The sequence below is a fragment of the Pelatocladus sp. genome, from assembly GCF_059505505.1.
In genome coordinates this window covers 33,503-56,643 of sequence record NZ_JCACKS010000199.1, presented here as the reverse complement: position 1 = coordinate 56,643, position 23,141 = coordinate 33,503, and the positions used below count along the sequence as shown (strand labels likewise).

General features: G+C 39.2%; 21 protein-coding genes and 1 CRISPR repeat array. Of the genes, 10 read left to right on the top strand and 11 right to left on the bottom strand.

All coding sequences use genetic code 11. The features are described from left to right. Positions 1-97 precede the first annotated feature (97 nt). Positions 98-506: a CRISPR direct-repeat array (repeat unit 37 nt; unit sequence GTTTCAATCCCTAATAGGGATTAATGTTAGTTGCAAC). Positions 507-833: 327 nt separating this feature from the next. From AC5JMK_RS15320 to AC5JMK_RS15310, 3 genes are all read right to left on the bottom strand, one after another. Further along, on the bottom strand, positions 834-2,180 hold the full coding sequence (locus AC5JMK_RS15320) for a TldD/PmbA family protein (protein ID WP_096675803.1): 1,347 nt from the start codon (positions 2,178-2,180) through the stop codon (positions 834-836). 275 nt (positions 2,181-2,455) lie between these two features. Beyond that, a complete protein-coding gene (locus AC5JMK_RS15315; RefSeq protein ID WP_096675802.1) occupies positions 2,456-3,898 on the bottom strand; it encodes a TldD/PmbA family protein in 1,443 nt (480 codons plus the stop codon). 100 nt (positions 3,899-3,998) lie between these two features. Continuing rightward, positions 3,999-4,592: a chromophore lyase CpcT/CpeT gene (locus AC5JMK_RS15310; protein WP_096675801.1), complete on the bottom strand. Its 594-nt coding sequence runs from the start codon at positions 4,590-4,592 to the stop codon at positions 3,999-4,001. 169 nt (positions 4,593-4,761) lie between these two features. Between AC5JMK_RS15310 and psb29 the strand changes: the two genes are divergently transcribed. After that, a complete protein-coding gene (gene psb29, locus AC5JMK_RS15305; protein ID WP_495910479.1) occupies positions 4,762-5,469 on the top strand; it encodes a photosystem II biogenesis protein Psp29 in 708 nt (235 codons plus the stop codon). Positions 5,470-5,962: 493 nt separating this feature from the next. On the opposite strand, the gene AC5JMK_RS15300 is transcribed toward psb29, so the two are convergent. From AC5JMK_RS15300 to AC5JMK_RS15290, 3 genes are all read right to left on the bottom strand, one after another. Then, positions 5,963-6,334, bottom strand: coding sequence for a phage holin family protein (locus AC5JMK_RS15300; protein WP_096675799.1), 372 nt, complete (start codon positions 6,332-6,334; stop codon positions 5,963-5,965). Between the two features lie 206 nt (positions 6,335-6,540). Continuing rightward, positions 6,541-7,182 carry an ExbD/TolR family protein gene (locus AC5JMK_RS15295; protein ID WP_096675798.1) on the bottom strand — a complete coding sequence of 214 codons (642 nt, stop codon included), beginning with the start codon at positions 7,180-7,182 and terminating at the stop codon, positions 6,541-6,543. A gap of 121 nt (positions 7,183-7,303) precedes the next feature. Next, positions 7,304-8,077, bottom strand: a complete 774-nt coding sequence (locus AC5JMK_RS15290; protein ID WP_096675797.1) for a MotA/TolQ/ExbB proton channel family protein — start codon at positions 8,075-8,077, stop codon at positions 7,304-7,306. A gap of 562 nt (positions 8,078-8,639) precedes the next feature. Here AC5JMK_RS15290 and AC5JMK_RS15285 point away from each other — a divergent pair. Together AC5JMK_RS15285 and AC5JMK_RS15280 are read left to right on the top strand one after the other, a co-directional pair. Then, positions 8,640-8,819, top strand: a complete 180-nt coding sequence (locus AC5JMK_RS15285) for a competence protein ComE (RefSeq protein ID WP_096675796.1) — start codon at positions 8,640-8,642, stop codon at positions 8,817-8,819. Positions 8,820-8,901: 82 nt separating this feature from the next. Then, complete coding sequence (locus AC5JMK_RS15280; protein WP_096675795.1) at positions 8,902-9,291, top strand: hypothetical protein; 390 nt, start codon at positions 8,902-8,904, stop codon at positions 9,289-9,291. Positions 9,292-9,350: 59 nt separating this feature from the next. On the opposite strand, the gene AC5JMK_RS15275 is transcribed toward AC5JMK_RS15280, so the two are convergent. Next, the gene (locus tag AC5JMK_RS15275; RefSeq protein WP_495910478.1) at positions 9,351-10,367 is read right to left on the bottom strand and encodes a zinc-dependent alcohol dehydrogenase family protein; all 1,017 of its coding nucleotides are present in this window, start codon (positions 10,365-10,367) and stop codon (positions 9,351-9,353) included. Positions 10,368-10,839: 472 nt separating this feature from the next. Here AC5JMK_RS15275 and ppk1 point away from each other — a divergent pair, with 472 nt between their 5' ends. The 3 genes from ppk1 (at position 10,840) to AC5JMK_RS15260 (ending at position 17,265) form a co-directional block, all read left to right on the top strand. Then, entirely contained in the window at positions 10,840-12,981 is a 2,142-nt protein-coding gene (gene ppk1, locus AC5JMK_RS15270; protein WP_096675793.1) for a polyphosphate kinase 1, read from the top strand. Between the two features lie 1,103 nt (positions 12,982-14,084). Next, positions 14,085-15,791, top strand: coding sequence for a GMC oxidoreductase (locus AC5JMK_RS15265; protein ID WP_495910477.1), 1,707 nt, complete (start codon positions 14,085-14,087; stop codon positions 15,789-15,791). A 301-nt stretch (positions 15,792-16,092) separates the two neighbouring features. Continuing rightward, the gene (locus AC5JMK_RS15260) at positions 16,093-17,265 is read left to right on the top strand and encodes a GAF domain-containing protein (RefSeq protein ID WP_495910476.1); all 1,173 of its coding nucleotides are present in this window, start codon (positions 16,093-16,095) and stop codon (positions 17,263-17,265) included. Positions 17,266-17,394: 129 nt separating this feature from the next. On the opposite strand, the gene AC5JMK_RS15255 is transcribed toward AC5JMK_RS15260, so the two are convergent. Next, on the bottom strand, positions 17,395-17,769 hold the full coding sequence (locus tag AC5JMK_RS15255) for a DUF4870 domain-containing protein (protein WP_096675789.1): 375 nt from the start codon (positions 17,767-17,769) through the stop codon (positions 17,395-17,397). Between the two features lie 322 nt (positions 17,770-18,091). On the opposite strand from AC5JMK_RS15255, the gene AC5JMK_RS15250 reads away from it, so the two are divergent. Next, a complete protein-coding gene (locus AC5JMK_RS15250; protein WP_096675788.1) occupies positions 18,092-18,490 on the top strand; it encodes a nuclear transport factor 2 family protein in 399 nt (132 codons plus the stop codon). Positions 18,491-18,506: 16 nt separating this feature from the next. Here AC5JMK_RS15250 and AC5JMK_RS15245 read toward each other — a convergent pair whose 3' ends face one another. Next, a complete protein-coding gene (locus AC5JMK_RS15245; protein WP_096675787.1) occupies positions 18,507-18,971 on the bottom strand; it encodes a hypothetical protein in 465 nt (154 codons plus the stop codon). Positions 18,972-19,153: 182 nt separating this feature from the next. Between AC5JMK_RS15245 and bchI the strand changes: the two genes are divergently transcribed. The 3 genes from bchI to rbp all read left to right on the top strand — a co-directional run bounded on the left by bchI (position 19,154) and on the right by rbp (position 21,210). Beyond that, positions 19,154-20,263 (top strand): magnesium chelatase ATPase subunit I, encoded by a 1,110-nt coding sequence (gene bchI, locus AC5JMK_RS15240; RefSeq protein ID WP_096675786.1) that lies wholly within the window; start codon positions 19,154-19,156, stop codon positions 20,261-20,263. A gap of 83 nt (positions 20,264-20,346) precedes the next feature. Further along, entirely contained in the window at positions 20,347-20,646 is a 300-nt protein-coding gene (locus AC5JMK_RS15235; RefSeq protein WP_096678929.1) for a hypothetical protein, read from the top strand. Between the two features lie 267 nt (positions 20,647-20,913). Further along, entirely contained in the window at positions 20,914-21,210 is a 297-nt protein-coding gene (gene rbp, locus AC5JMK_RS15230) for an RNA-binding regulator (RefSeq protein WP_026719452.1), read from the top strand. Between the two features lie 150 nt (positions 21,211-21,360). Here the strand turns inward: rbp and AC5JMK_RS15225 are convergent, their stop codons facing one another. Together AC5JMK_RS15225 and AC5JMK_RS15220 are read right to left on the bottom strand one after the other, a co-directional pair. Next, positions 21,361-22,209: a metal ABC transporter permease gene (locus tag AC5JMK_RS15225; protein ID WP_096675785.1), complete on the bottom strand. Its 849-nt coding sequence runs from the start codon at positions 22,207-22,209 to the stop codon at positions 21,361-21,363. A 63-nt stretch (positions 22,210-22,272) separates the two neighbouring features. After that, positions 22,273-23,094, bottom strand: a complete 822-nt coding sequence (locus tag AC5JMK_RS15220) for a metal ABC transporter ATP-binding protein (RefSeq protein WP_096675784.1) — start codon at positions 23,092-23,094, stop codon at positions 22,273-22,275. Positions 23,095-23,141 lie beyond the last annotated feature (47 nt).

Sequence of the window (23,141 nt, the reverse complement as noted above, 5' to 3'; positions counted from 1 at the left end):
AGATGCACAGCTTTATCTTAATAAATGTACTTCATTAGACCGGTAAACGCTATAGTTGCAACATGGTTTTCTTGTGAAGAGTACATTCAAAGATATGGTTTCAATCCCTAATAGGGATTAATGTTAGTTGCAACTTGAGTTTGAGAATAAAGTCACGTCTTATTATTTAATAGTTTCAATCCCTAATAGGGATTAATGTTAGTTGCAACATTAAAATTTGTGGATGTATTTGCTGAAAGATTTTATGTTTCAATCCCTAATAGGGATTAATGTTAGTTGCAACAATGACTAACCAAGAGGTTGTTGATTATCTCTTAGAAAAAGAGTTTCAATCCCTAATAGGGATTAATGTTAGTTGCAACGCGATCGCGCAAGTTAGTAATGCCGTCAGTTTCATGTTTCAATCCCTAATAGGGATTAATGTTAGTTGCAACCCGTTCTGTCATAAGGCCTTTCAATTGAAGGGTAAGTTTCAATCCCTAATAGGGATTAATGTTAGTTGCAACTGCTCAATCCAGTAGCCTTGCTGTATTTGGTTTTCAAGGTTCAGTGGTGCAGACCTGGAGTAAATATAGCGTTTGAGAGATCGCACTGTCAAGAGTGCATAATAAAAAATTGGCTCAAATGCTTTACTGGGAAGAGTTTTAGACATTGCGCGAACCTCTATTTTTATGTAAATGCTTCAAACCCAGAACAGGTAAGGCTTTCAGGCATAAAAATTGAGTCTCCATGTAAAACACCTACAGGTCTGCACCATCACAGAAACTCAACATTTATTTTAATCTTTACATGAAAGGATAATTTTTGTGAAATAGTTGATACAGATCATTACCTTACAATGTATAAGTAAAATCTTCCACCAACATCCCAGGAACCATACTACCTCCCAGTTGCCGACCTTCATAAGTTCCGACTTCGGGGATAAATTCTTGAAAATTGGTGAAATCGAGTAAATTTTCACCCCAAAAACGATAAAGACTATCGTCAAACCGCAAATTCTCTATGGGTGCGATGATTTCGCCATTTTCTACCCAAAAACAGGCATAACGCGTCATACCTGTAATTCTACCCGTGGGGCGATCGCTCCAATTTAAATAATGTAAGTTTGATACATATAATCCTGTATCCAAATTTGGCAGAATTTGATCAAATTCTAAACTCCCCGGATTTACTTCTGGCGATCGCAAAGATTCATGACTATTAGCACCGTTAGGAGTTTTTTGATATTCTTTGGCGGTACGAGAATTTATCAAGGTATTGACTAATCTTCCTTGAGTAATTATTGGTAATTCCAGGGCTGTCATTTCTCCCCATTCATTAAAACGTGGTACTGTTCCTCGTTGAAAGTTTTCTTTGAGATTAAACTTAGAAGAAAGCTGTTTTTCTTGACGCGAAAGAGCAGCTAAAGCACTATTTCCTTGTTGTAAATCAGCTTCACTGGTAGCACCCCAAGAAAGCATCATTAATAAGTTGTCAACCGCTTCTGGGGCAAAATAAGTTCTATATTGTCCCCGTGGTAACTGCTTAACTGGACGAGCCAGTAATTTTAGTTGTTTTTTTGCTTCTTGAATTTTATTGATATAAGCTTGTTGATGCCAATCGCTACCTGCAAATATACCTTTAACAGCTTGTCTTTCGCTGTTAAATATAGAATAATCTAGGGTAAAAGAATCAGTAGCAAACCAGTGTTTTTGTCCTAGAGAATCAGCATAAGCATTAACTACAACTCCGCCAGCATACAAACCTGTAAAATCTAATTCTGGGACTGATTCTAAAATATTTGATACTACTGCTTCTTCAGTCAATAAATTACCAGAATATACTTCTCGACTAGTATTAGTTCCTGATGGCAATACTAAATAAGGATCTAAAAGTACAAAAGGAAGTTCTGCGCGTAATTCTTGCAAAGCTTGATATGTGACTTCCCAATCGATTTCCCAATTTCCAGTAAAAGGAATTTGTCTAAAACTACTGCGCTGGCCTTGTATTAAACTTAGGTCAATCCAGCCATCAGCCACTAAACCAGTTTGTCTAACTTTGGCATGATTAAAGCGAGTAAATTGACTGCGTTCGCTATTTAATCTGACAGTAAATTCTTCAGTTGCTAGTTTTTTAAGCAATAAAGTATCAATCAGTTGGTTAAAGCTGATTTCTAAAGCAGTGAGTTCCTGGTTGTTCATAATGAGGATTGGGGAAGGTAGGGGTCCCCTCTGGGGATAAGGGGCAGGTGGGGGCCACTGGAGGGGATGAGGGGTAACGGGGATTGAGGAGACAAGGGGAGCCACTGCGTTGCGTGGGTCCCCCGCGTTGTAGCAGGTGGTGGGGACAAGGAGGACAAACAGGACAAGGAGCAACAAGTGTAGGTTTTTTATAAAGCAATGAGTGATGAATATAATCATCGTTTCATAAATTCCTACACCCTTACATTCTTATACCCTTACACCCCTAATAATTTTTACGTATCGCCGCCGAATACTTCGACGTTGGTAAATAGACAAACGGGTGAACCATGTCCTACCCAAATAACTTGATTTGGTTCTCCTTTACCACAGTAAGGAGTACCGTACATTTCCCAGGTTGAGGAGTTTCCAATTTTGGTTAAGCTGTGCCAAAATTCTGGAGTCGTAGCTCGATAGTTAGGATTACGCAAGGTTTTGGTTAATTTTCCGTTTTCAACTAATTTAGCGTACTCGCAACCAAATTGAAATTTATAGCGGCGATCGTCTATTGACCAAGAACGATTAGCTTCCATGTAAACGCCGTGTTCTATGTCAGCAATAATTTCCTCAAACGAAGCTTTACCTGGTTCTAAATTTAAGTTTGCCATGCGATCAATTGCGGGTCGATTCCAAGAACAAGCACGCGCACAAGCTACTCCTGGGATACCTGCTCTTTTTTGGCTTTCTAAACTACCTAAACCCCGCAATAGCAAACCTTCTTTGATTAAATATTCTCGTGTGGCGACAGCACCAGTGTCATCGTAACCATAACTAGCTGATTCACCAGGTACAGTGGGGTCAAAAGTGATATTCATCAGGGGAGAACCATACACCAAAACCCCAAAATCATTTTTGTGGACAAAGCTACCACCAGCGTAGTTACGTTCATCACCTAAAATTCTGTCTAATTCTAGGGGATGTCCCACACTTTCATGAATTTGTAGCATCATTTGGTCTGGGGCTAATACTAAATTAGTGCGTGTAGTTGGACATTCTTGTGCTGTTAAAAGTTCTACTGCGCCCTCTCCTATTTGCTGCACTTTTTGCCAAAGATTGTCTGGTTCGAGTAATTCCATACCTCCTTGGAAATAATTGGCTTCCCAGCCGTTGTTGGTGCGTTGTTGGACGATCGCTCCATCTTGGGCGATCGCTCCATAATGGGTACTGAGAAACAGAAATTTTTGATAAACTTCTGAGCCGTTGCTGCTGACAAACCATGTTTCTCGTTCGCCTGTATTTGCACCAGCCGTAGTTTTGACGATTTGCTCGGAAACTTTGAGGGTTTGGCAAATACGGACTAGCAAATCGTTAATTTCCTTAGTATCTAGAGCATCTAGTGGCTCAAGAAATGGCGAAACGTATTCACCAACTACTCTAGGACGTTCGCTAGCAGCTTTAAACGGATGTATCCACCATTGTTGAACTGCGAGTGCTTGTTGATACGCCTTTTTGGCAGCATTTTGTAAACTTGTTAGTTGGAGAGAATTAGTTGCTGCATAGCCAATACAGCCGTTAACCATGACTTCTAGCATGGCTCCTGTGGTGGCAGATTTGCCGTGGCGTTGGGGTAAGCCATCACGAACAGCACGATGAAACAATGTTTCTTTGACTACTCTGATGCCGAGCCAATCAGCAGGAATATTGATGTGAGCGATTGCTAGTGTTAATTCAGACCACATTTAGAAAGTAAAAAGTAAAAAGTAAAAAGTAAAAAGTAAAAAGTAAGATCTCACTGTTCGCGTCATAGACTTGAACTAAGAGGAATTATCCACTAAGTCACTACTGTTCTCGCTTGGTGTAGCGATAAGGACCCATAATCGCTCCCCAAGTTGCGCTACCAGTGTTAGGGTCAATTCCTTTGTCGTAAGTTTTCAACTCTTGTTGAGAAACTTCAAACCCCAAGGAAACTTGTATGGTGTTACCTGCGTAATTAAAGCAGCAACGAGTATTTGCAGGTGGATTGGCAGTAAATTTATATTGGTTGGGAGCTACTGTTTCTTGACTAACGTTAAGAACGCAACCAGGTAACAAATCTAGTTTATCAGGTGTCAGGGTTTTAAGTAACGAAGGGTTACGACCAGCACCCCGTAAAGCTGCTGGGTCTTTAGGCATATAATATTGTACTTTTAGAGGTACATTTTGGTCGTACCCTGACGTGAGCCGCATTATTCTTTGGCGGTAGGGTTGGTCTAATTTAACAATATTGGCTTGTTCGGCAAATAGAGTAATACTGTCTTCTGAAAATAGAGGTATAGGTATTTGCCACAAACGTAGGTGGACGTACCAAGCAGGTTCTGCCAAAGCTTGTTCTCTATTGTCAAATTCACCCGCTAGATATTGAGCTAGGGCTATTAACTCTAGTGAAGAGGTCATAGGATTTTAGATTTTAGATTACTCTTTGAGAAGCCGCTATCGCGTCTATGGATTTTAGCTTAACCGAACTAGCACTTAATCCCCAATCCCCTCAAAACCCAAACTTGGCAAAGTGACCTGTAAGCGAGAAAATAAACATACGTCGCCCTAAAATATTGAAATTTTTTTTGTGAATAACGTCCGTACGGTATCAGATACAAAGCGCACTTTCCACACTCTCCACACCCGACCGATTAATACCATTTATCGGAGAGTGGTAGAGGAATTGATGGTAGAAATGCACCTGCTCGCAGTAAATATTGATTTCAGCCATAACCCAATTTTTGCTTTAGGCGTCGTTACTTGCTTCGACCGATTTATGCAAGGTTATCAACCTGAATCGGACAAGGAATCGATATTTAACGCCCTACTGCGGTCAATAGAAGCAGATCCGCAAATCTATAGACAGGATGCTCAACGTTTGCAAGACATAGCAAAAAGTCTACCACCTCAAGATTTAATTGCTGGTTTAAGCCAACAAACTCAGTTAAATCGAGATGCTGACTTACAATCCCATCTGCAAGCGATCGCCAGCAATCCTAAATTTAAATACAGTCGTTTGTTTGGGATCGGTTTATTCTCTTTGTTAGAACTCTCAGATCCAGAACTAGTCAAAGACGAAAAACAACGCACTGAAGCACTCAAATCCATTTCAGCTGGCTTACATTTATCTGATGATAAACTCAATAAAGATTTGGAACTTTATCTTTCCAATTTAGATAAAATGACTCAAGCATTGGTAGTAATGGCAGATATGCTCTCAGCTGATCGCAAAAAACGTGAGCAACGTGGTCAACAATCTAGTGCTACAGTTACACCTCCAACTGCTAGCGAATAAATAATGATTGTTGGTTATTGGTCAATACAGTTGGTGTTAAGCTCACAATCATTTGTACCAGACGCGTAGCAAGATCCCACAGGGTAATTTCGCGTCTGGTATACATCAATTTTTTTGTACTAAAAATACTTAACACCAAGCGTATTGGGTTATTGATTATTGATTGTTGTAAAGACGTGCTATGATGGCGCGTCTCTACATTTGTTAGTAGGGCTATATATTACCCCTACACCCTTATACCCGCCCCAAAGGGGCTTGGTCAATCTATTTGTCTTATCCGAGTAGTATTGAGAGGGATGTTCCTTGTTAGTAATTAGTTACCAATTTCTACTGATAGCTGATAACTGAATAGCTATAGCAATCCGATTTGATTAATGAATTTACTCGTGGAGGCAGGCAATAGGCAATAGGCAATAGGCAATAGGGAAAGAAAGAAAAAAAGGAAGCTAGATGTGTACTGAGTTTTGTTCAAAAATAAAATAGGAATCCTATACTAACTATTTAATGGTAAAATAGTATAAATTATCTTCATCACTATCGAGAGTGTTAGCGCTCCTAAAATTGCACTCCAAATCCCAAAACGCAGACGAAATCCTTGTACTAAATATGCTGCTATCCCAAAGCAGATAACAGTAATTAAAAATGAGAAAAATCCATCAAGCCATCCAAATGTCAAAATATTTGGTAGCTTAAATGTATACTCTAGTATTGGTTTAACTAATGCTGTCACAACTCCAAATACAGCAGCAGAAACCAAAGTTTTTTGAGGAGTATCAATTTCTACTCCTATAAAAGGCAATTTACTAATAATATAAAAGCTAGCAGCTACTACTAACCAAGCAAGAAAAAGCGATACAATATTCATTGCCACAACCTCTAACACTTGAATGGCGATTGGTCAAAAAAAGGCAAGAAAATTCAATCGGTTGATGTAGAGAAACAAACCGAAGATGAAGCTTTAATTTGTAAGTTAGCAGAAAAACTTTAACTAGCGAAAATTTATTTTAGATATCTTTAGGTTTAGAAAGTTAACAGACGTGCGTTAGCGAAGCCCGTCTGTTAACTTCATATTTAGGGAGCAGAATTAGTTTTACCTGGTGCTGTGGATTGTTGAGGAGAACTACCAGTGTTAGACTGACCAGGTGCAGCAGGAAAGGGAACTGAATTAGGAATAGCAGGAGAGTTGAGGTTAAGCTCACCTTGGGGATTGAATGGAGTAACTGGTGCTGCGCCAGGGTTAACTGGAAAAGAGGGAGGATTAAGAGGTGAAGAACTGGCTGGCTTGTCTGAAGAGCCTGGTATGATTCCTAAAGATACGCGATCGCCTCCCACTTGTCGCAGCAAATCTAATAATTCTATGACATCGTTATAAGTTGCTGAACGAGAAGCATTCAGTACTAAAGTACCATTGGGATTTTTCTGCAAATAATTTCTTAAAATCCCTGCTAGCTGTTCGCGTTGAATGGGTTGTTTTTCTACATAGGTTTGACCAACAGCATCAATAGTTACAGGTAAAATGTTTTGGCTTTGCGATGTATTGATATTACCTGCTGTTGCGGAACTGGCTTTAGGTAAGTCAACATTAATTGCTTGCTGACGAGTAAATTGTAAAGATGCCAAGATAAAAAACGTCAAAATACAAAAAATGACATCAATTAAAGGAATTATCTGAACTTGAGCATCTTCAATGGGAGTATGTAAATTAATTTTCATATTACTTGTTTGGTGTTAAGACCGTAATTAGTAATTGCTGATTAATGCTGATTAATTAATGGTTGATAGTTGATGGTTGATTGTTCCAAAAACAAACAACAAACAACCAACAACAGATAACTTACTGTTCAGAATCAGATGGATCTGGATCTGAAATTTCTGGATGTTCAGAAAATTGATTTTGAGTTCGCTTGCGCGGGGTGATGAATTTTCCACCAGTAGAATCCCGAACAATAACTTTAGGCTCGTCGAAGTTAGATTTACCTTTGCTCAAATCAGGCGATGATTGCAAATAAAGCATTTCCAAATCATTTCCTGCTTGACGAAATATCTTGACTTGATTGACTAGTAAAGCTTGAAAAAATCGATAGAAGATCAAGCTGACAATAGCGACTCCCATTCCTATAGCTGTACTATATAGAGCTTCTCCAATACCTGTAGTCACTCCTGCTGTTGCTTCTGTTCCCAAATCGCCAATCCGAATTGATTCTAAAGATCCAATTAACCCCCAGACTGTACCAAACAATCCCAACAAAGGACAAACAGCAATAACAAGTTCTAAAACTTTTTCACCTCGTCGCATGTGAGCTAATTCAGTTTCTGCTGTTGACTCTAATGCTAGTCGAAACAGTTCAGCATTGCTTATTGGCTGACTTAAAGGAGCATACAAAAACCTACCAATTGGCTGGTCAGTTGCTTGTTGAGCCATATCCCTGGCGATTTCCCAATCGTTACGCGCAGCTTGTAGAACGCGATTAACAATTTCCTTTTCTTGATTTAAAATTCGTAACCAGAACCATAGACGCTCTAAAATCACACTTAACGACAATACTGAAAACAAAAGCAATGGCCAAATCACTGGCCCAACTTTACGAAATATATCTAAAATCTCCACTGATTACATTTCCTCCGTCCGTTTCTGTAGCAACTATCCCACAGCATTTTAATACTAGAGTGGTTAAGGTGGCTTTGTTGAATTTGAGAAATTGAAAATAGGGGACGGGGATCGGGGATTCTCCAGAGGAGACGCTACGCGTACGGGGACAAGGGAGAGATCAATTACCAATTACCAAAACAAAAGCAACAAGCGATCGCTTGCGACTGGTAACTTGAGGCGATCGCTGTAAAGCAGTGTCCCCAGTTTTGCAATCAATAGGAAAGGAATTTTTTTATCAGTAATTTTACAGGAGCTGGACTATAATATTATTTCAATTAACGACAGCATCAGTTACTCCAGAAGTAGTGGACTTAAAAGCGGGTGAATATTGAACATATCGCTTCTGGAAGTAGGTCGAGATCAAATTGCCAAAGGTAAAGGACTTGACAAGCTTGCCTTCACCTCAATTTGCTGAGTTTGGCTAAGACTCAGCACATGTTTTTGTGCAAAAAAACGTTCGTGGTAGTAATTTACTTACTACCACTTTCTTGCTCTTCAATTGCAATGCGCGGAATTATATATGAACAGTAGAAAAGAAAGTGAAAGAAACGGAAAAGCTCATGAAAAGAATATTGGTGAGATATTTACTCCTTTGGGAGGAGGAGAATATATGGAGGAAAGCTCAGGTCATCCGGTTGAGAGAGAACAAATAGTGAAAGAAGATAAAGATGAAAAAGGTAATGGATCTCGTCCCAAATAGATCCTAACTAATTCAATATTTATCCCCACGCCTGATTTTAAGTGTTGTGGGGATAAACTCAGACACTGCTTGAGAGGCAATTATGGAAAAAGAATTTACTCAAAGGTATCAAATTATCAACTCATCTGAAGAGTTGAAAAAAATACCAACTAGAAAATCCTATACTAGACCATTTCACATAGTGACATACTGGAGAAAAGATAATGATTTTTTAATTGAAAAAACTACCCTAACTTTAGGAAAAGCTCTAAAACAATCAGAAATTGAGGCGGCTAAATCTATACATAATTCCATCGAAAAACACTTTGGATTAACTAGAAAAGAAGTCTTCAGTGTACTGTTAGAGCTATATGGAGGACAAAATGGCTACTACGTTGTTGATTTAAAAAATCGGCAATATTTTTACTTCAAAAACTACGAAGAGATGAAAGTCAAGCTAGAAGAATTAGGCTGTAAACCAGTTGATTACTAATCATTCAAATCTCTCCACATCCTCACTTCACCACATCTCCACTTCACCTCATCCCCGCTTCACTGTGTCAGTTTAATCACTACTTTTCCAAAGTGAGCTGCGCTTTGCAAGTAACGATAAGCCTCTTGTGCTTGATTAAACGGAAATACTTTATCTATGATGGGTTTAACTTGATGTTGAGCAATGGTTTGATTCATTGATTCAAACATTTCTCTGCTACCTACGTAAATTCCCTGCACTGTCAGACTTTTAAAAAGTATTGGTAAAGGATCTACTTCCTCTCCCCTACCCGATAGAACTCCAATCGAGCTTACGCGTCCGCCAATTCGGACAGCTTGTAGAGATTTTGGTAAAGTGCCAGTACCACCTACTTCGATCACATGATCTACACCAGTGCGATCGCTCAATTCATAAACTTGTTTTTCCCAGTCCGGTATTATCTTGTAGTTAACCGTCTCGTCAGCACCTAATTCTCTGGCGCGTGCTAGTTTCTCCTCGCTGCTAGAGGTAATAATCACTCTCGCACCATAGATTTTGGCAAACTGGAGAGCAAATATAGATACTCCACCTGTACCAAGTAATAATATAGTGTCACTGGCGCTGATATTGCCTTTAGTTACCAATGCGTGCCATGCTGTCACAGCTGCACAGGGTAAGGTTGCACCTTCTTCATAGGATAGATAATCAGGTAATATTACCACCCCATCTTGGTGTAAAACAACATACTCTGCCAACATACCATCAATACCACTCCCCAAATCAGATTTCATCTTCTGGCGGGTAAGTTGACCATAAATCCAGTCTTGAAAGAAAATACCAGCGACGCGATCGCCTGCTTTAACTCGCGTTACACCTTCACCTACACCCACCACTTCACCTGCACCATCAGACATGGGAATGAGTGGATATTTCTGCGTAGGATTATAATTTCCTGCGGCTACTATCAAGTCACGGTAATTGAGAGATGTAGCGTAGACGCGGATGAGGACTTGATCTGCTTGAGGTTTTGGTTCTGGGCGTTCCACTAATTTCAGGGCGTCAATACCTGCATTACTTTGGAGTTCATATACTTTCATAAGTATTTTGCTCAACTAGATGGATTTTTGTTCAAACGAATACTGATGGACACAGATTATTCTCTATTGTCCTCCTTATCACCCTTGTCCCCTTTTCCTTGTCCTTGCATCATTCTTAATGATAAGTATTAATCAGACAAGGCGATCGCAAGTTTAATTAATTGATACTTAATTTATATTTAAAATTTAGTTAACCTTATATTTAATTTTCATTAATCTAAAATTAAGAGACTGATATAGTTACGCCAAAAAATTAAATAAAAGATAGTGCAATACCTGAGATAACAAATTAAATTAACTATTAATGGATATTAGTGTATTAAAATTTCTAGTTTTAGTCCAAAAATGTTGAGTATTCGTAAAAAATAAACACTAACACGACTAATAATTATTTGATTGTACAGAGCAAGCAGATTCCACGCATTCGAGTCTATCCGAAGTCCAAAATCTAAAATCTAAAATCCAAAATAGAATGACCAAATCCAAAGAAATAGCCAAAACAATCAATCTCAGCGACTCACAATATTACTTGAATCGCGAATTAAGTTGGTTAGAATTCAATCGTCGAGTTTTGCATGAGGCGTCAGATACCCGTACACCGTTACTCGAAAGACTTAAATTTGCTGCTATCTTCAGCTCTAATTTAGATGAATTTTTCATGGTTCGTGTGGCAATAATTAAAGATCAAGTGCAAGCACTCTTAAGCAAACGAACTCCAGATGGACGTACACCACAGGAACAATTAGAAGCGATCGCTCAACTTTTGCGTCCGATGGTCATAGAACAACATAACCTGTTTGAGAAGGTACTGCGAAAAGAAATGGCATCTCACGGTATCCATCTTCTCAATTACACAAACATCAGTGGAGAACAACGTTCCTACTTAGAAGATTTATTTAAACAACGAATTTTCCCAGTTCTCACACCTCTAGCAGTAGATCCTAGTCATCCCTTCCCCTTAATGGCAAATCTCAGCCTCAACTGGGCGGTAGTTGTCAAAGATCCAGTCACAGGAGAAGAAAAGTTTGCTAGAGTCAAAGTTCCGAATATTTTGCCTCGATTTATTGCCTTACCCAAAGAATTAGAACCACAAAATGGCAAATTAAATCATTGGACTGGTGTACCCATTGAACAGGTAGTTGCTCACAATTTAGATGCCTTGTTTCCAGGCATGATTATTAAAGAATATCATCTGTTTCGACTGACTCGCAAAGCTGATCTATCAGTAGTTGAAGAAGAAGCAGATGACTTACTACTAGCAATTCAACAAGAATTACGTGGGCGACACTTTCGTGGTTCTGTGGTGCGATTGGAAATTGAACCATCAATGCCAAAATCTGTGCGAAAGATGCTAGTCCAAGAAATGCAAATATCTGAAAGTGATGTCTATGAAATAGATGGTTTAATCAATTTAAAGGATTTAATGTCCTTCATGGCTTTACCATTGCCGGAACTCAAAGATCAACCTTGGACACCTGTAATTCCCGCACGTCTGCGTCATTTTCATCAACCAAGTAATGTTGCTCAATTAGACGAAGCAGAGAATATTTTCTCTGTAATTCAGCAAAATGATTTGCTAGTACATCATCCCTATGAATCCTTTAGCGCTTCAGTAGAACAATTTATTGCCCAAGCAGCCCGCGATCCTCAAGTTTTGGCGATCAAGATGACACTGTATCGGACTTCTGGGGATTCTGAAATTGTTAGTTCTCTAATTACTGCGGCAGAAAGTGGTAAACAAGTTGCTGCCTTGGTAGAATTAAAAGCCCGTTTTGATGAAGAAAATAATATTACTTGGGCGCAGAAATTAGAAAAATCAGGTGTACATGTCGTTTATGGATTGGTAGGATTGAAGACGCACACAAAAATTGTATTGGTGGTACGTCAGGAAGCCGAAAAGATTTGTCGCTACGTCCACATCGGTACTGGTAACTACAATCCCAAGACAGCCAAGTTGTACACTGATTTAGGAGTGCTGAGTTGCCGAGAAGAATTAGGTGCAGATTTAACAGATTTATTCAATTACCTAACTGGCTATTCTTGTCAGAATTACTACCGTAAGCTGCTAGTATCGCCCGTAACTATGCGCGATCGCATGATTGCCCTAATTCGTCGAGAAATCGAACACAGCCAAAACGGTCAAAAGGGTCGAATCATCGCCAAAATGAACTCATTGGTAGACCCAAAAATCATTGCTACCTTGTACGAAGCATCGCAAGCTGGTGTAGAAATAGACTTGATTATTCGGGGTATATGCTGCTTGCGTCCCGGAATTCTCGATGTGAGCGAAAATATCCGGGTAATTAGTATTATCGGTCGCTTTTTAGAACACTCACGGATTTTTCATTTCCACAACAATGGACGCGATGAAATATACATCGGTAGTGCTGATTGGATGCCTCGTAATCTAGATCGACGTGTGGAAGCCGTGACCCCAGTGGAAGATCCAAATATTTTACAAAATTTGCAAAATATTCTCGAAATTATGCTGGCAGACAATCGCCAAGCTTGGGAATTAAAATCAGATGGTTCCTATACTCAGCGCCATCCTGGCAAGGATGAACCAGAACGCCATACCCAAAATATACTGATGGAAATGGCAGCGAAATTTTGAAAAATCACTGCGATTCGACTTAAATTCTTTTGAGTGGGTTGAGACATCAGTATCGAGTTTAATTTCTACTTTAAAAGTAGAATATACAAAGTTTATATAGCAATCCTATTGCAGTTCTCGGTTGTGTCCAATACGCACCCCACCCCTTAATCTCCTCCCCGCACGCGGGGCTACGGTGTACACATAAATCCTCTGATCCCCCTAAATCCCCCTTTTTAAGGGGGACTTTGATTCTAGTTCCCCCTTTTTTAAGGGGGGTTAGGGGGGATCAAAACGCTACTAGGCAACTTTATAAGACTTCTGTGTACACCGTAGGCACGCGGGGAGGGGAAGAATCGCAAAGCCCAGATCCCCGACAATTCATGCGAAGTCGGAGATCTTGTCTTCTTGATAAGTACTTAAACAGAATTAATTACACATTCTTTAACCTGTTAAGAGTTCCCTGATCTCCACGAATGAATTTAATTTTGTGCGACTACTTATCCCTGACTTTTCACTTAACTGAACCGTACTGGAGACAAGCTCATACTCTAGAGAGATGAAACTTTGTCATATCTTTACAAAGATGAGGCTATTTTTTTGATTTCTAAATACAGCATCAGAAAATTAACTTATAAGCTTAATATCAATTAGTCTTCATACAAATGAGCTAAATTCATAAATATCTAACTTGTTACGAAAAATATTTTATGTAATTGGGAAATAGTTAATTTATCACACCATAAGAGTGTGGCAGTATCTCATGGTGAAAAATACTGTTACATTCGTATGTCTTTAAAATTTACGAGATTTTTGTATGTCAGGATAAAATGTCTATTTTGGCAAAGATTTTTAAATCTGATTAATCTTAAGAACTAAGTAAGTAGGCGGAAATAAAAATCACTATGTCAAGAAAGATAAAACCGTTGAAAACCTTATACCAATGAAAAATGACAAATGACGAATAACAACTCTCACGAGTTAGCTTTATTTGTGCCGACCTACTTATGACTGAGCGTCATAAATATTCTTGATTAGAAAACGCTAGTGAGCTACCAAAAAATATTGCCATGTATGGGGATATTGCTATAGGTATCCAGAAAATACAAGAGGAGATTAAATTGATGTTTATTGATAGCCGGAAGTTATCAGAAAATGAAGTTATTCAAACAGAAGTTTGTATTGTTGGCGCTGGACCTGCGGGGATTACACTAGCACGGGAATTGATTGGGCAAGACTTTCGAGTATGTTTAGTAGAAAGTGGCGATCTAGAATTTAATCAACAGACGCAATCTCTAAGTGAGGGTGAAACTGTTGGTGATCCTTTTCCAAACTTACAAGATATGCGTCATCGTCAGTTTGGTGGACATGCTAATGTCTGGAATGTTGAAATTAATCAAAATCAACTTGGTCTGAGGCATATGACCTTGGACGAGATAGACTTTGAAAAACGTGATTGTGTGCCATATAGTGGCTGGCCTTTTAATAAATATCACCTGAATCCTTACTACGAACGCGCTCATGAAGTCTGCAAACTCGGTCCTTTTACTTATGATGCTCTGAGTTGGGAAAATGCTCAATCTCCTCAGTTACCCTTCATTGGCGATCGCGTAACTACCAGCATGTTTCAATTTGGACCTCGCGATATTTTCACCAATGAATATCGCAAACAAATTAACGAGTCTCCTAATATTACTACTTATTTAAATTCAAACGTTGTAGAAATTGAGACTGACGAAACAGCTAAGAATGTAACTCGTATACGCCTAGCTTGTCTCGACGGTAATCAATTTTGGATAGTTGCCAAAATATTTATCTTAGCTACAGGTGGTATCGAAAATGCACGTTTGTTACTGCTATCCAACAAAATTCAAAAGACTGGATTAGCCAATCAAAACGATGTTGTCGGCAGATTTTTTATGGATCATCCGATTCTTCGCTCTGGTATGCTTTATCCTTCTAGTCGAAAAATCTTCAATTCCACAGCTTTATATGATTTACGCCGAGTTAATAATGTACCAGTCATGGGAAAACTTCACTTGAGTGAACAAGTGATGCAGCGTGAGCAATTACTTAATATGAGTTTTATCCTGTTTCCCAGAGACGAGAAATATAAATCGCCAGCCAAAGCTTCTGCAAAAACTTTGTTGTCTTCAATTCGACGTGGACAGATTCCCAAAAATGCTGTTCAACATTTAGGTAATGTGATCACCCATATTGATCACCTTGTGAGTGATTGGTATAAATATCATATTAAACGGGAATATTTGTTCCCTGATTTGAGTTATGGCGGATGGTCAGATCATGAAGGTAACGAAAACAGATATGTAAAGTTTGAAGTCTTGAGCCAAACTGAACAAGTCCCAAATCCTGATAATCGGGTAACACTTAGTAATAAAGTTGACAGGCTTGGTTGTCCTCAAGCACAGTTAACTTTTCGATGGAGTGAAATAGACATTTGCAGCATCAAGCGATCGCAAGCAATTCTAGCAGAAGAGATTGCTTGTGCAGGCTTGGGTGAATTGCAGATTGAACGTGATGGAGAACTTCCGGTAGTTCTGGCTTTTAGTACGCACCATAATATGGGAACAACGCGGATGCATGTTGATCCCAAACAGGGTGTTGTAGATGCAAATTGTCAGGTTCACGGTATCTCGAATTTATTTATCGCAGGTAGTTCTATTTTCCCAACAGGAGGCTACGCCAATCCCACGTTGACTATTATCGCTTTGGCAATCCGATTGGCAGATCATGTCAAGACTCGCTTTGCTGTTAAGTCAGAGAATTTCACAGCCAAACTTGAAAATAACATGAATGCAAAAATCCTATAGCCATCGAGTTAATTCGCGAAAGATTACTTAGGAATAAAATCTTATCGAAAAGTAAACTTTTATTCTTTGATGGCAATTAGTAATAGCAGCTAAATAGACAAAATCTGCTTCAATTGGTTATTTTAATAAAGTCCACGTAAGTGGGCTTTATTTATTGGGTAATAAATTTTATTCGCCCAATTATTTCTGAGTATCTCACTTAATGATTTCGGATTGCTATAGTAAATACTATTATCGTAATTCCTTTATATTCTCTAGAAGAATATAGAAATTTGAAACAGATTCAAATGGATTTGAAATTATGATTCATGAATTTCTTCTGGGCTTAACCCGTTTGCTAATCTGGTTTCAAAAAGGGAATCCGCGCCAAGATCACTATGTCAAATCATCAACTCCGGTTTCTGAACTTTCTGAAGCAAGCCGCTTGATTCATAGACTTAACTGTATTACCCTCAACCATGATGAGTCTAAGTGTCTGCACGCTCACCTAACAACAATTTTGGAGGCTCGCAATCCGGAGAAAATCTCTAAGAACGCATCAAATTGCATTGTACTTGAAATGAGTCAAGAGGAACTCCAGAAGTTTGCTGACTACGTTGGAGAAAATACTAGCTGTTTGTTCCGCGCTATAGTTCAGACTGACAACAACCAGACTCAAGTCAGAAAACTGAGGATTATTGGTAATCATGGGTTGCGTTTATTTGATGTGATCGTCAAAAGTCACAATAGTAGGGAACCAAATCAAAAATACATTTACAAAGATCGCAATGATCTTTTCATTCAACCCAATGCAGAACTTAGCACGATTAATAAGACTCCTGGGATGAATTTTCAGCACCTCAGCATCAACGAGACTGTACCTACTGATTTGGTTCTTGAAAACCTTCTGCGGGCCTTGCTTGAGAACATACGCACATTCATGAGTTTAGACACGATTACAGTTCTATTACCAACAGAAAATAGTCAGCAATTAGCTGTTTATGCCACCATTGGTCTAGAGGAGGAAATTTTAGAAGGTATCCGAATTCCCCTCGGTTTTGGTTTTGCAGGTAAAATCGCTGCGAGGGGCGAATCTATGATTGTGGACGACTTGTCAAAAATAGAAGTAGTGAGTCCAATTCTGCGTCACAAGGGAATCCGCTCAATACTTGGTGTTCCACTGGTACTTAAAAACCAAGTAAACGGTGTCCTTCATGTTGGTATTTTTGGTTCCCGCAAATTCACGAATGACGATCTCAAGCAGCTACAACTTTTTAGTAAACATCTTGCTTTGGTAATGGAACCTTTATTCAAATATGGGAAAATTATTAGCCAAAATGAATATCACTCTGTTAATAATTATACCACAGATTCTGAAGTTAGAACACAAGAGTCTGTTGGGATATGTACGAAAGAAAATATAATATTTATCGAAGTGATACAATTATTCAAAAACTTGATTTATATGCATCTCACTCAAGCAGGTATTTGCTAGCGCCAAGTGAAGAATATCAAGGTAAACATAAAGCGATCGCCCAACTCAACAGATAAATCCTATCCAAGCAAGCGATCGCTTTTAATATATGGCTTTTGACGCAACCAATGTTCTAAAAATTGATCAGTACTAGAACAGTCGGAAAATAAATGGATAACGCACAGGTTCATCAGGATTGCTGAAACACTTTAACAAAGCCCAAATAGTCAGTCCCCAGTGCAGTAGAAAACCAAAAGCAACAACGGGGAAAAACAAAATTCCGCCAATCCCAAAGGTCAAAAAAGATAGAATCCCAATAGGTACTCCAATTACTGTTGCCCAGAACCAAACATTGAAGTGAAAATTAATTGATTCTTTGGCGTTGCTTTTCACAACTGGGTCATCGGATATTAAGTTAATTACAATGGGAACCCCAATCGAAAATAATGCTGTACTAAAAAAAATTGCCCCATGACACAGAGATGATAGCAATTTACGCTTATCAGAATTGTATGTTGTGTGCATCCTGGTGGCTCCTCCATTCGCTTTCTTGCTTCGCTTCAATTTTAGCGATCGCCAATTTAAACTGAGTATTGCAGGTTGCCGTACCAATAAGTGTACAGCCTTTTTCTGTAGATAGATTAACTTTGGCTACTCTTGATGAGCTATTGGTAATGAGGTTTACCGAACTCTATTAGCCCTCTTGTGTCACTCTCCGAAAAGTTTTGCAATTTCTGAATTCTAGAGCTTTTATATACGAAGCGTTCACGTAGTGTGCCGTATGGCGTATCGCAAGATATGCTTGTTTTACAGGCACTTTTCCACGGTTTTTATGGAGAAGCTAAGTATGACACAAGATTCAGAAAATACTTTAAAAGTTGGTCATCAAGCATTTGCATACTTTCAACATGGTTTAGAAACTGGTGATTGGAACCAGTTTTTAGATATGCTCACGGAAGACTTTACTTTTTGGTTTCCGATGGGAAAATTTCACGGGTTGAATATTGGTAAACAAAGAGCGCAAGAGTTTTTTCAATACGTTACACAAGCTTTCAATCCGGGACTGAAACTAACTTCATTAGACCGCGTTACTAGCAATGAAACAACAGTTGTATTTGAATTTCGAGATCAGGGGATGTTATTGGGAGAACCATACAAAAATCGGGTAGCTGTTTCCTTTGATATACGTGGCGACAAAATTTGCAGCTACCGGGAGTATTTTGGTAGTGATGGTAAGTCAAATTAAGTTATCAGTTATAAGTTTAGTTATTCTCAACAATTGACTTATTTAGTTCTCTACATTTCGCTTCTGCGGCTTGAAAGGCTTGTAAGTATTCTTTACCACCCAACATCACGTCGCCGTAATAGTCATATGGTGCGTCGCCATACACTGGTAATGGATCGTCTTCTGGGTAATCTTCTTGAGATTCTTCGATAATTGCTTTCAGTTTTTTTACGGTTAATAATTGTGCTGGAAAATACCAAATTTCTTCTACATTTTTATGGAGATGGGGTAAGGTAGGATCAATAATGCGATCGCTCAACTCAATCCAAGCATATTCCATTGGTTGATAAGGCTTACCCTTGGTAGCTAAAAATCCTTGCACATAAACAGATCCCTCAATCGCTAAGGCCGCTTTGTAAGCATTATCAAACGGTTTATTAGCCTTGCTTTTGATGCGAGCAGCAATATCAATAGACAGCGCTTCATCCAGTAATTTATTCATCAACCGCGAGGATTCACAGCAGTAACTAAAAGATCCTAACATCAAACTAAGTAGTTGATTGTTGGTTGTTGGTTGTTGGTGGTCAATGCCCAATGCCCAATACCCAATGCCATCCCTTACACTCCCTATCTATGGCACAATAAAAAACGGTAATAAATAAAAATATTGATAAAGGTAGTTTAGTGAGTCCAACAGCTGTTGCGCGTCGTGTGGTATTTCCGTTTACGGCAATTGTAGGCCAGGAAGAAATGAAACTGGCTCTGATATTGAACGTGATTGACCCAAAAATTGGTGGTGTGATGATTATGGGCGATCGCGGTACAGGCAAATCCACAACTATTCGGGCGCTGGCTGACTTACTGCCAGAAATTCCCGTAGTTGCGAATGATCTCTTCAACAGTCACCCCAGCGATCCTGATTTGATGAGCGATGAAATCCGCCAAAAACTCGAAACTGGCGATGATATTCCCGTTGATCATAAGAAAGTCCAAATGGTTGATTTGCCACTGGGCGCTACAGAAGATCGTGTTTGCGGCACTATCGATATTGAAAAAGCCCTGTCAGAAGGTGTAAAAGCCTTTGAACCAGGACTTTTAGCAAAAGCCAACCGGGGTATTCTCTATGTGGATGAGGTAAACTTGCTGGACGATCACCTGGTAGATGTACTGCTAGACTCTGCTGCTAGTGGTTGGAACACAGTAGAACGGGAAGGTATTTCTATCCGCCACCCAGCTCGTTTTGTTCTGGTTGGTTCTGGGAATCCAGAAGAAGGTGAACTACGTCCCCAGTTACTCGATCGCTTCGGAATGCACGCCGAAATTCACACTGTCAAAGAACCAACATTGCGTGTGCAAATTGTGGAGCAACGGGCCGAATTTGACCAAAATCCACCTGTTTTTGTCGAAAAGTACCAATCCCAGCAACAGGAACTACAACAACGCATTATCAATGCTCAAGAACTTTTGCCCTCAGTTAATCTTGATTATGACCTGCGGGTGAAAATTTCAGAAGTCTGTTCTGAACTTGATGTCGATGGTTTACGAGGCGATATTGTCACCAACCGCGCCGCCAAAGCTTTAACAGCTTTTGAAGGGCGTAACGAAGTGACTGTTGATGATATCCGTCGTGTGATTGTACTATCTTTACGTCACAGACTGAGAAAAGATCCTCTAGAATCAATTGACTCTGGTTACAAAGTGGAAAAAGCCTTTGCACGTGTCTTTGGTGTAGAACTATCACAAGACACCGCACAAACAAATGGTACTGGTCAATTGAAAACAGGTGTTCGTTAATTTATTGTTGCTAGTTGTTTGTGACAACCAACAACAAACAACTAGCAACAAATGACAAAAATGTCAAAGATGGTCGATTTGTGATGAGAAGCTGGCGTTTTTGGTTAAACACTCTAATTTTATCTAGCCAATACAACCCACCTCGGTTTGTGGAACTGTTAATGTTGACGCTAGCAATTACCATGTTGGCTATTTCTAGTGTTGTACCAAGAGAAATACCTTATATGGTACTGGGTTTAAGTTTTGTGGTCGGTGCTTCAATTTCTATTTTAGTCCGAGAAGCGATCGCTCCCTCTCCTCAGACACGAGTTACCCAATTCACAGCATTACTATTATTAATTGTTAGTTTTTATGGCTTTGCTGACTTAATTAAGATTTTGTGAACTATAATGGTATGTTATCCTCAGTTTAATTTATTTACTAATAAAAATTAAACTTATACTTAGTTATTAATTGCTAACATAACTTTTTATAACAGTTTTTCAAACTTAGCTCCCAATATTTTGGTTGCTATGTCATGCTGGTAGGGTGAGAGTTCATTCGGCGACCGTGTTTGTTCTTAGTATTGATGGGTTTTTTCCTTTTGGTATTGACAGACTTTTCTCCGAAGTCGCTCATCTCTACACACTTAATGATTTTGGAGAGAATCTATGTCAATTTATGTAGGCAATCTTTCTTACGATGTTACAGAAGATAGTCTCAATGCTGTTTTTGCAGAATATGGTACTGTAAAGCGGGTTCAGCTACCTACTGACCGTGAGACAGGCCGCTTGCGTGGTTTTGGTTTTGTAGAAATGGGTACAGAAGCTGAAGAATCCGCAGCCATTGAAGCTCTTGATGGTGCTGAGTGGATGGGACGCGACCTCAAAGTGAATAAAGCCAAACCTAAAGAAAACAGGGGTTCGTATGGTGGTAACAGAGGAAACAACTTCCGTAACCGCTATTAATCCTAAATAGGGTAGAAGTTGACACTCCTACACTCTTTTAGTCGTGGAGTGTTAACCAGTACAAATGTACTAAAATAACAAAGCTTTTCAATCCCACGCTTTTAAGCGTGGGTTTTTTCTGACATGAGACTGAATTGTGAATTCTCAGTGTTAATTTTTCAACTTTTGTCTGTGATTAAAAACACCATGATTAGGACTCAATAGCAACGCCAACACAAATAATCCTGATACTACTAAAACGATCGCAGGCCCAGAAGGCAAATTATAAAAGTAACTTAAATACATACCACTGATACTAGAAATTACCCCAATTACTGCACCTAAAATCATGACTTCGTGCAGGCGTTGAACTAATAAATAGGCAGTAGCACCTGGTGTAATTAATAATGATAAAACTAAGATGACACCAACAGCTTTCATACTGGCGACTATTGTTAACGCAATCAACAGCATTAGTCCAAAGTTGAGACGATTGACTGGTAAACCTGCGGCTTGTGCGCCTAAAGGATCAAAAGTATAAAATAGCAGTTCTTTATAGAGTAAAAAAACGACTATAAATACTATAGCGGCAATGATCGCTGTATCTCTGACATCCTGTGTAGTCACACCCAGAATATTACCAAAAAGAAAATGATTGAGATCAATTTTATTTTCTTTCTGGATAACAGTAATTAAAGTTACACCAAGAGCAAAAAATGCCGAAAATACTATCCCCATTGCGGCGTCTTCTTTGATTGGCGATCGCGTCCTGATCAAAGCGATGCACATTGTACTCAAAACACCAGCAATGAATGCTCCAATAAAAATATTACTACCTACCAAAAAAGCGATCGCTAGTCCAGGTAAAACCGAGTGACTGATCGCATCACCTAGCAAAGCTAATCGTTGCACCATTAAGTAGCTACCGACAACTGCACATAACATCCCTACCAAAATGGCGATCACAAGCGATCGCTGCATAAAGCCATATTGTAAAGGCTCAATCAACGCTTCTAACATACTTATTTTTTGTTCTTTGTCATACCAGTGACCAATGACTAATAACCAATGACCAATGATTAATTAAGCTGCCTCTTTCCAAAACATTACATTACCACTGTAGGCGCGGGACAAGTTTTCTTCTGTTAATACCTGTTGTCGAGAACCTGTGGCGACTAATTCACGATTTAATAAAATCAATTCATCAAAATGAGAGATAGACTCACCCAAGTCATGATTGACAACAAGAACTATTTTTCCAGCCTGGGTGAGTTCGCCGAAGACTTCAAAAATCACTGACTGAGTTTTTTGATCGATTCCTACAAAAGGTTCATCAAAGCAAAAAATATCTGCTTCCTGTGTTAGAGCGCGTGCTAAAAATACTCGTTGTTGTTGTCCACCAGAAAGCTGTCCGATTGGGCGATTACGGTATTCACCCATCCCTACTCGTTCTAGAGCAGCTTTTGCTACGTGCCGACTCACCGTACTAAAACCACGTAACCAGCCTGTTTTTTTTACTCTTCCCATCATCACTACATCCCAAACAGTAGCGGGATAAGTCCAATCGATTTGACTGCGTTGAGGTACGTAGGCGACTTGATCTAGTTGCTGCATTAAGGGTTTACCTTTATACAGTATTTGTCCGCTACTACTAGGAACTAACCCCAACATCGCCTTCATCAGCGTACTTTTACCAGCACCATTCGGACCAAAAATACCTGTGAGTTGTCCCGGTTTGATAGTGCAATTTATATCTCTGAGGGCTTCTACTGCTCGATAATACACGCTTAAATGAGCAATGCTAATGGCATTACTAGGATTATTTTCAATAGTTTTGATCTCTGCACTAAGCATTTCTACTGTTTTCTTTTGGGGTTGGGTTGGGTGTAAAAATAGCATTTCCATAATTGTTTTTTTATAGTTCTTGCTTCAGCTTACTATAAAAATGAAAA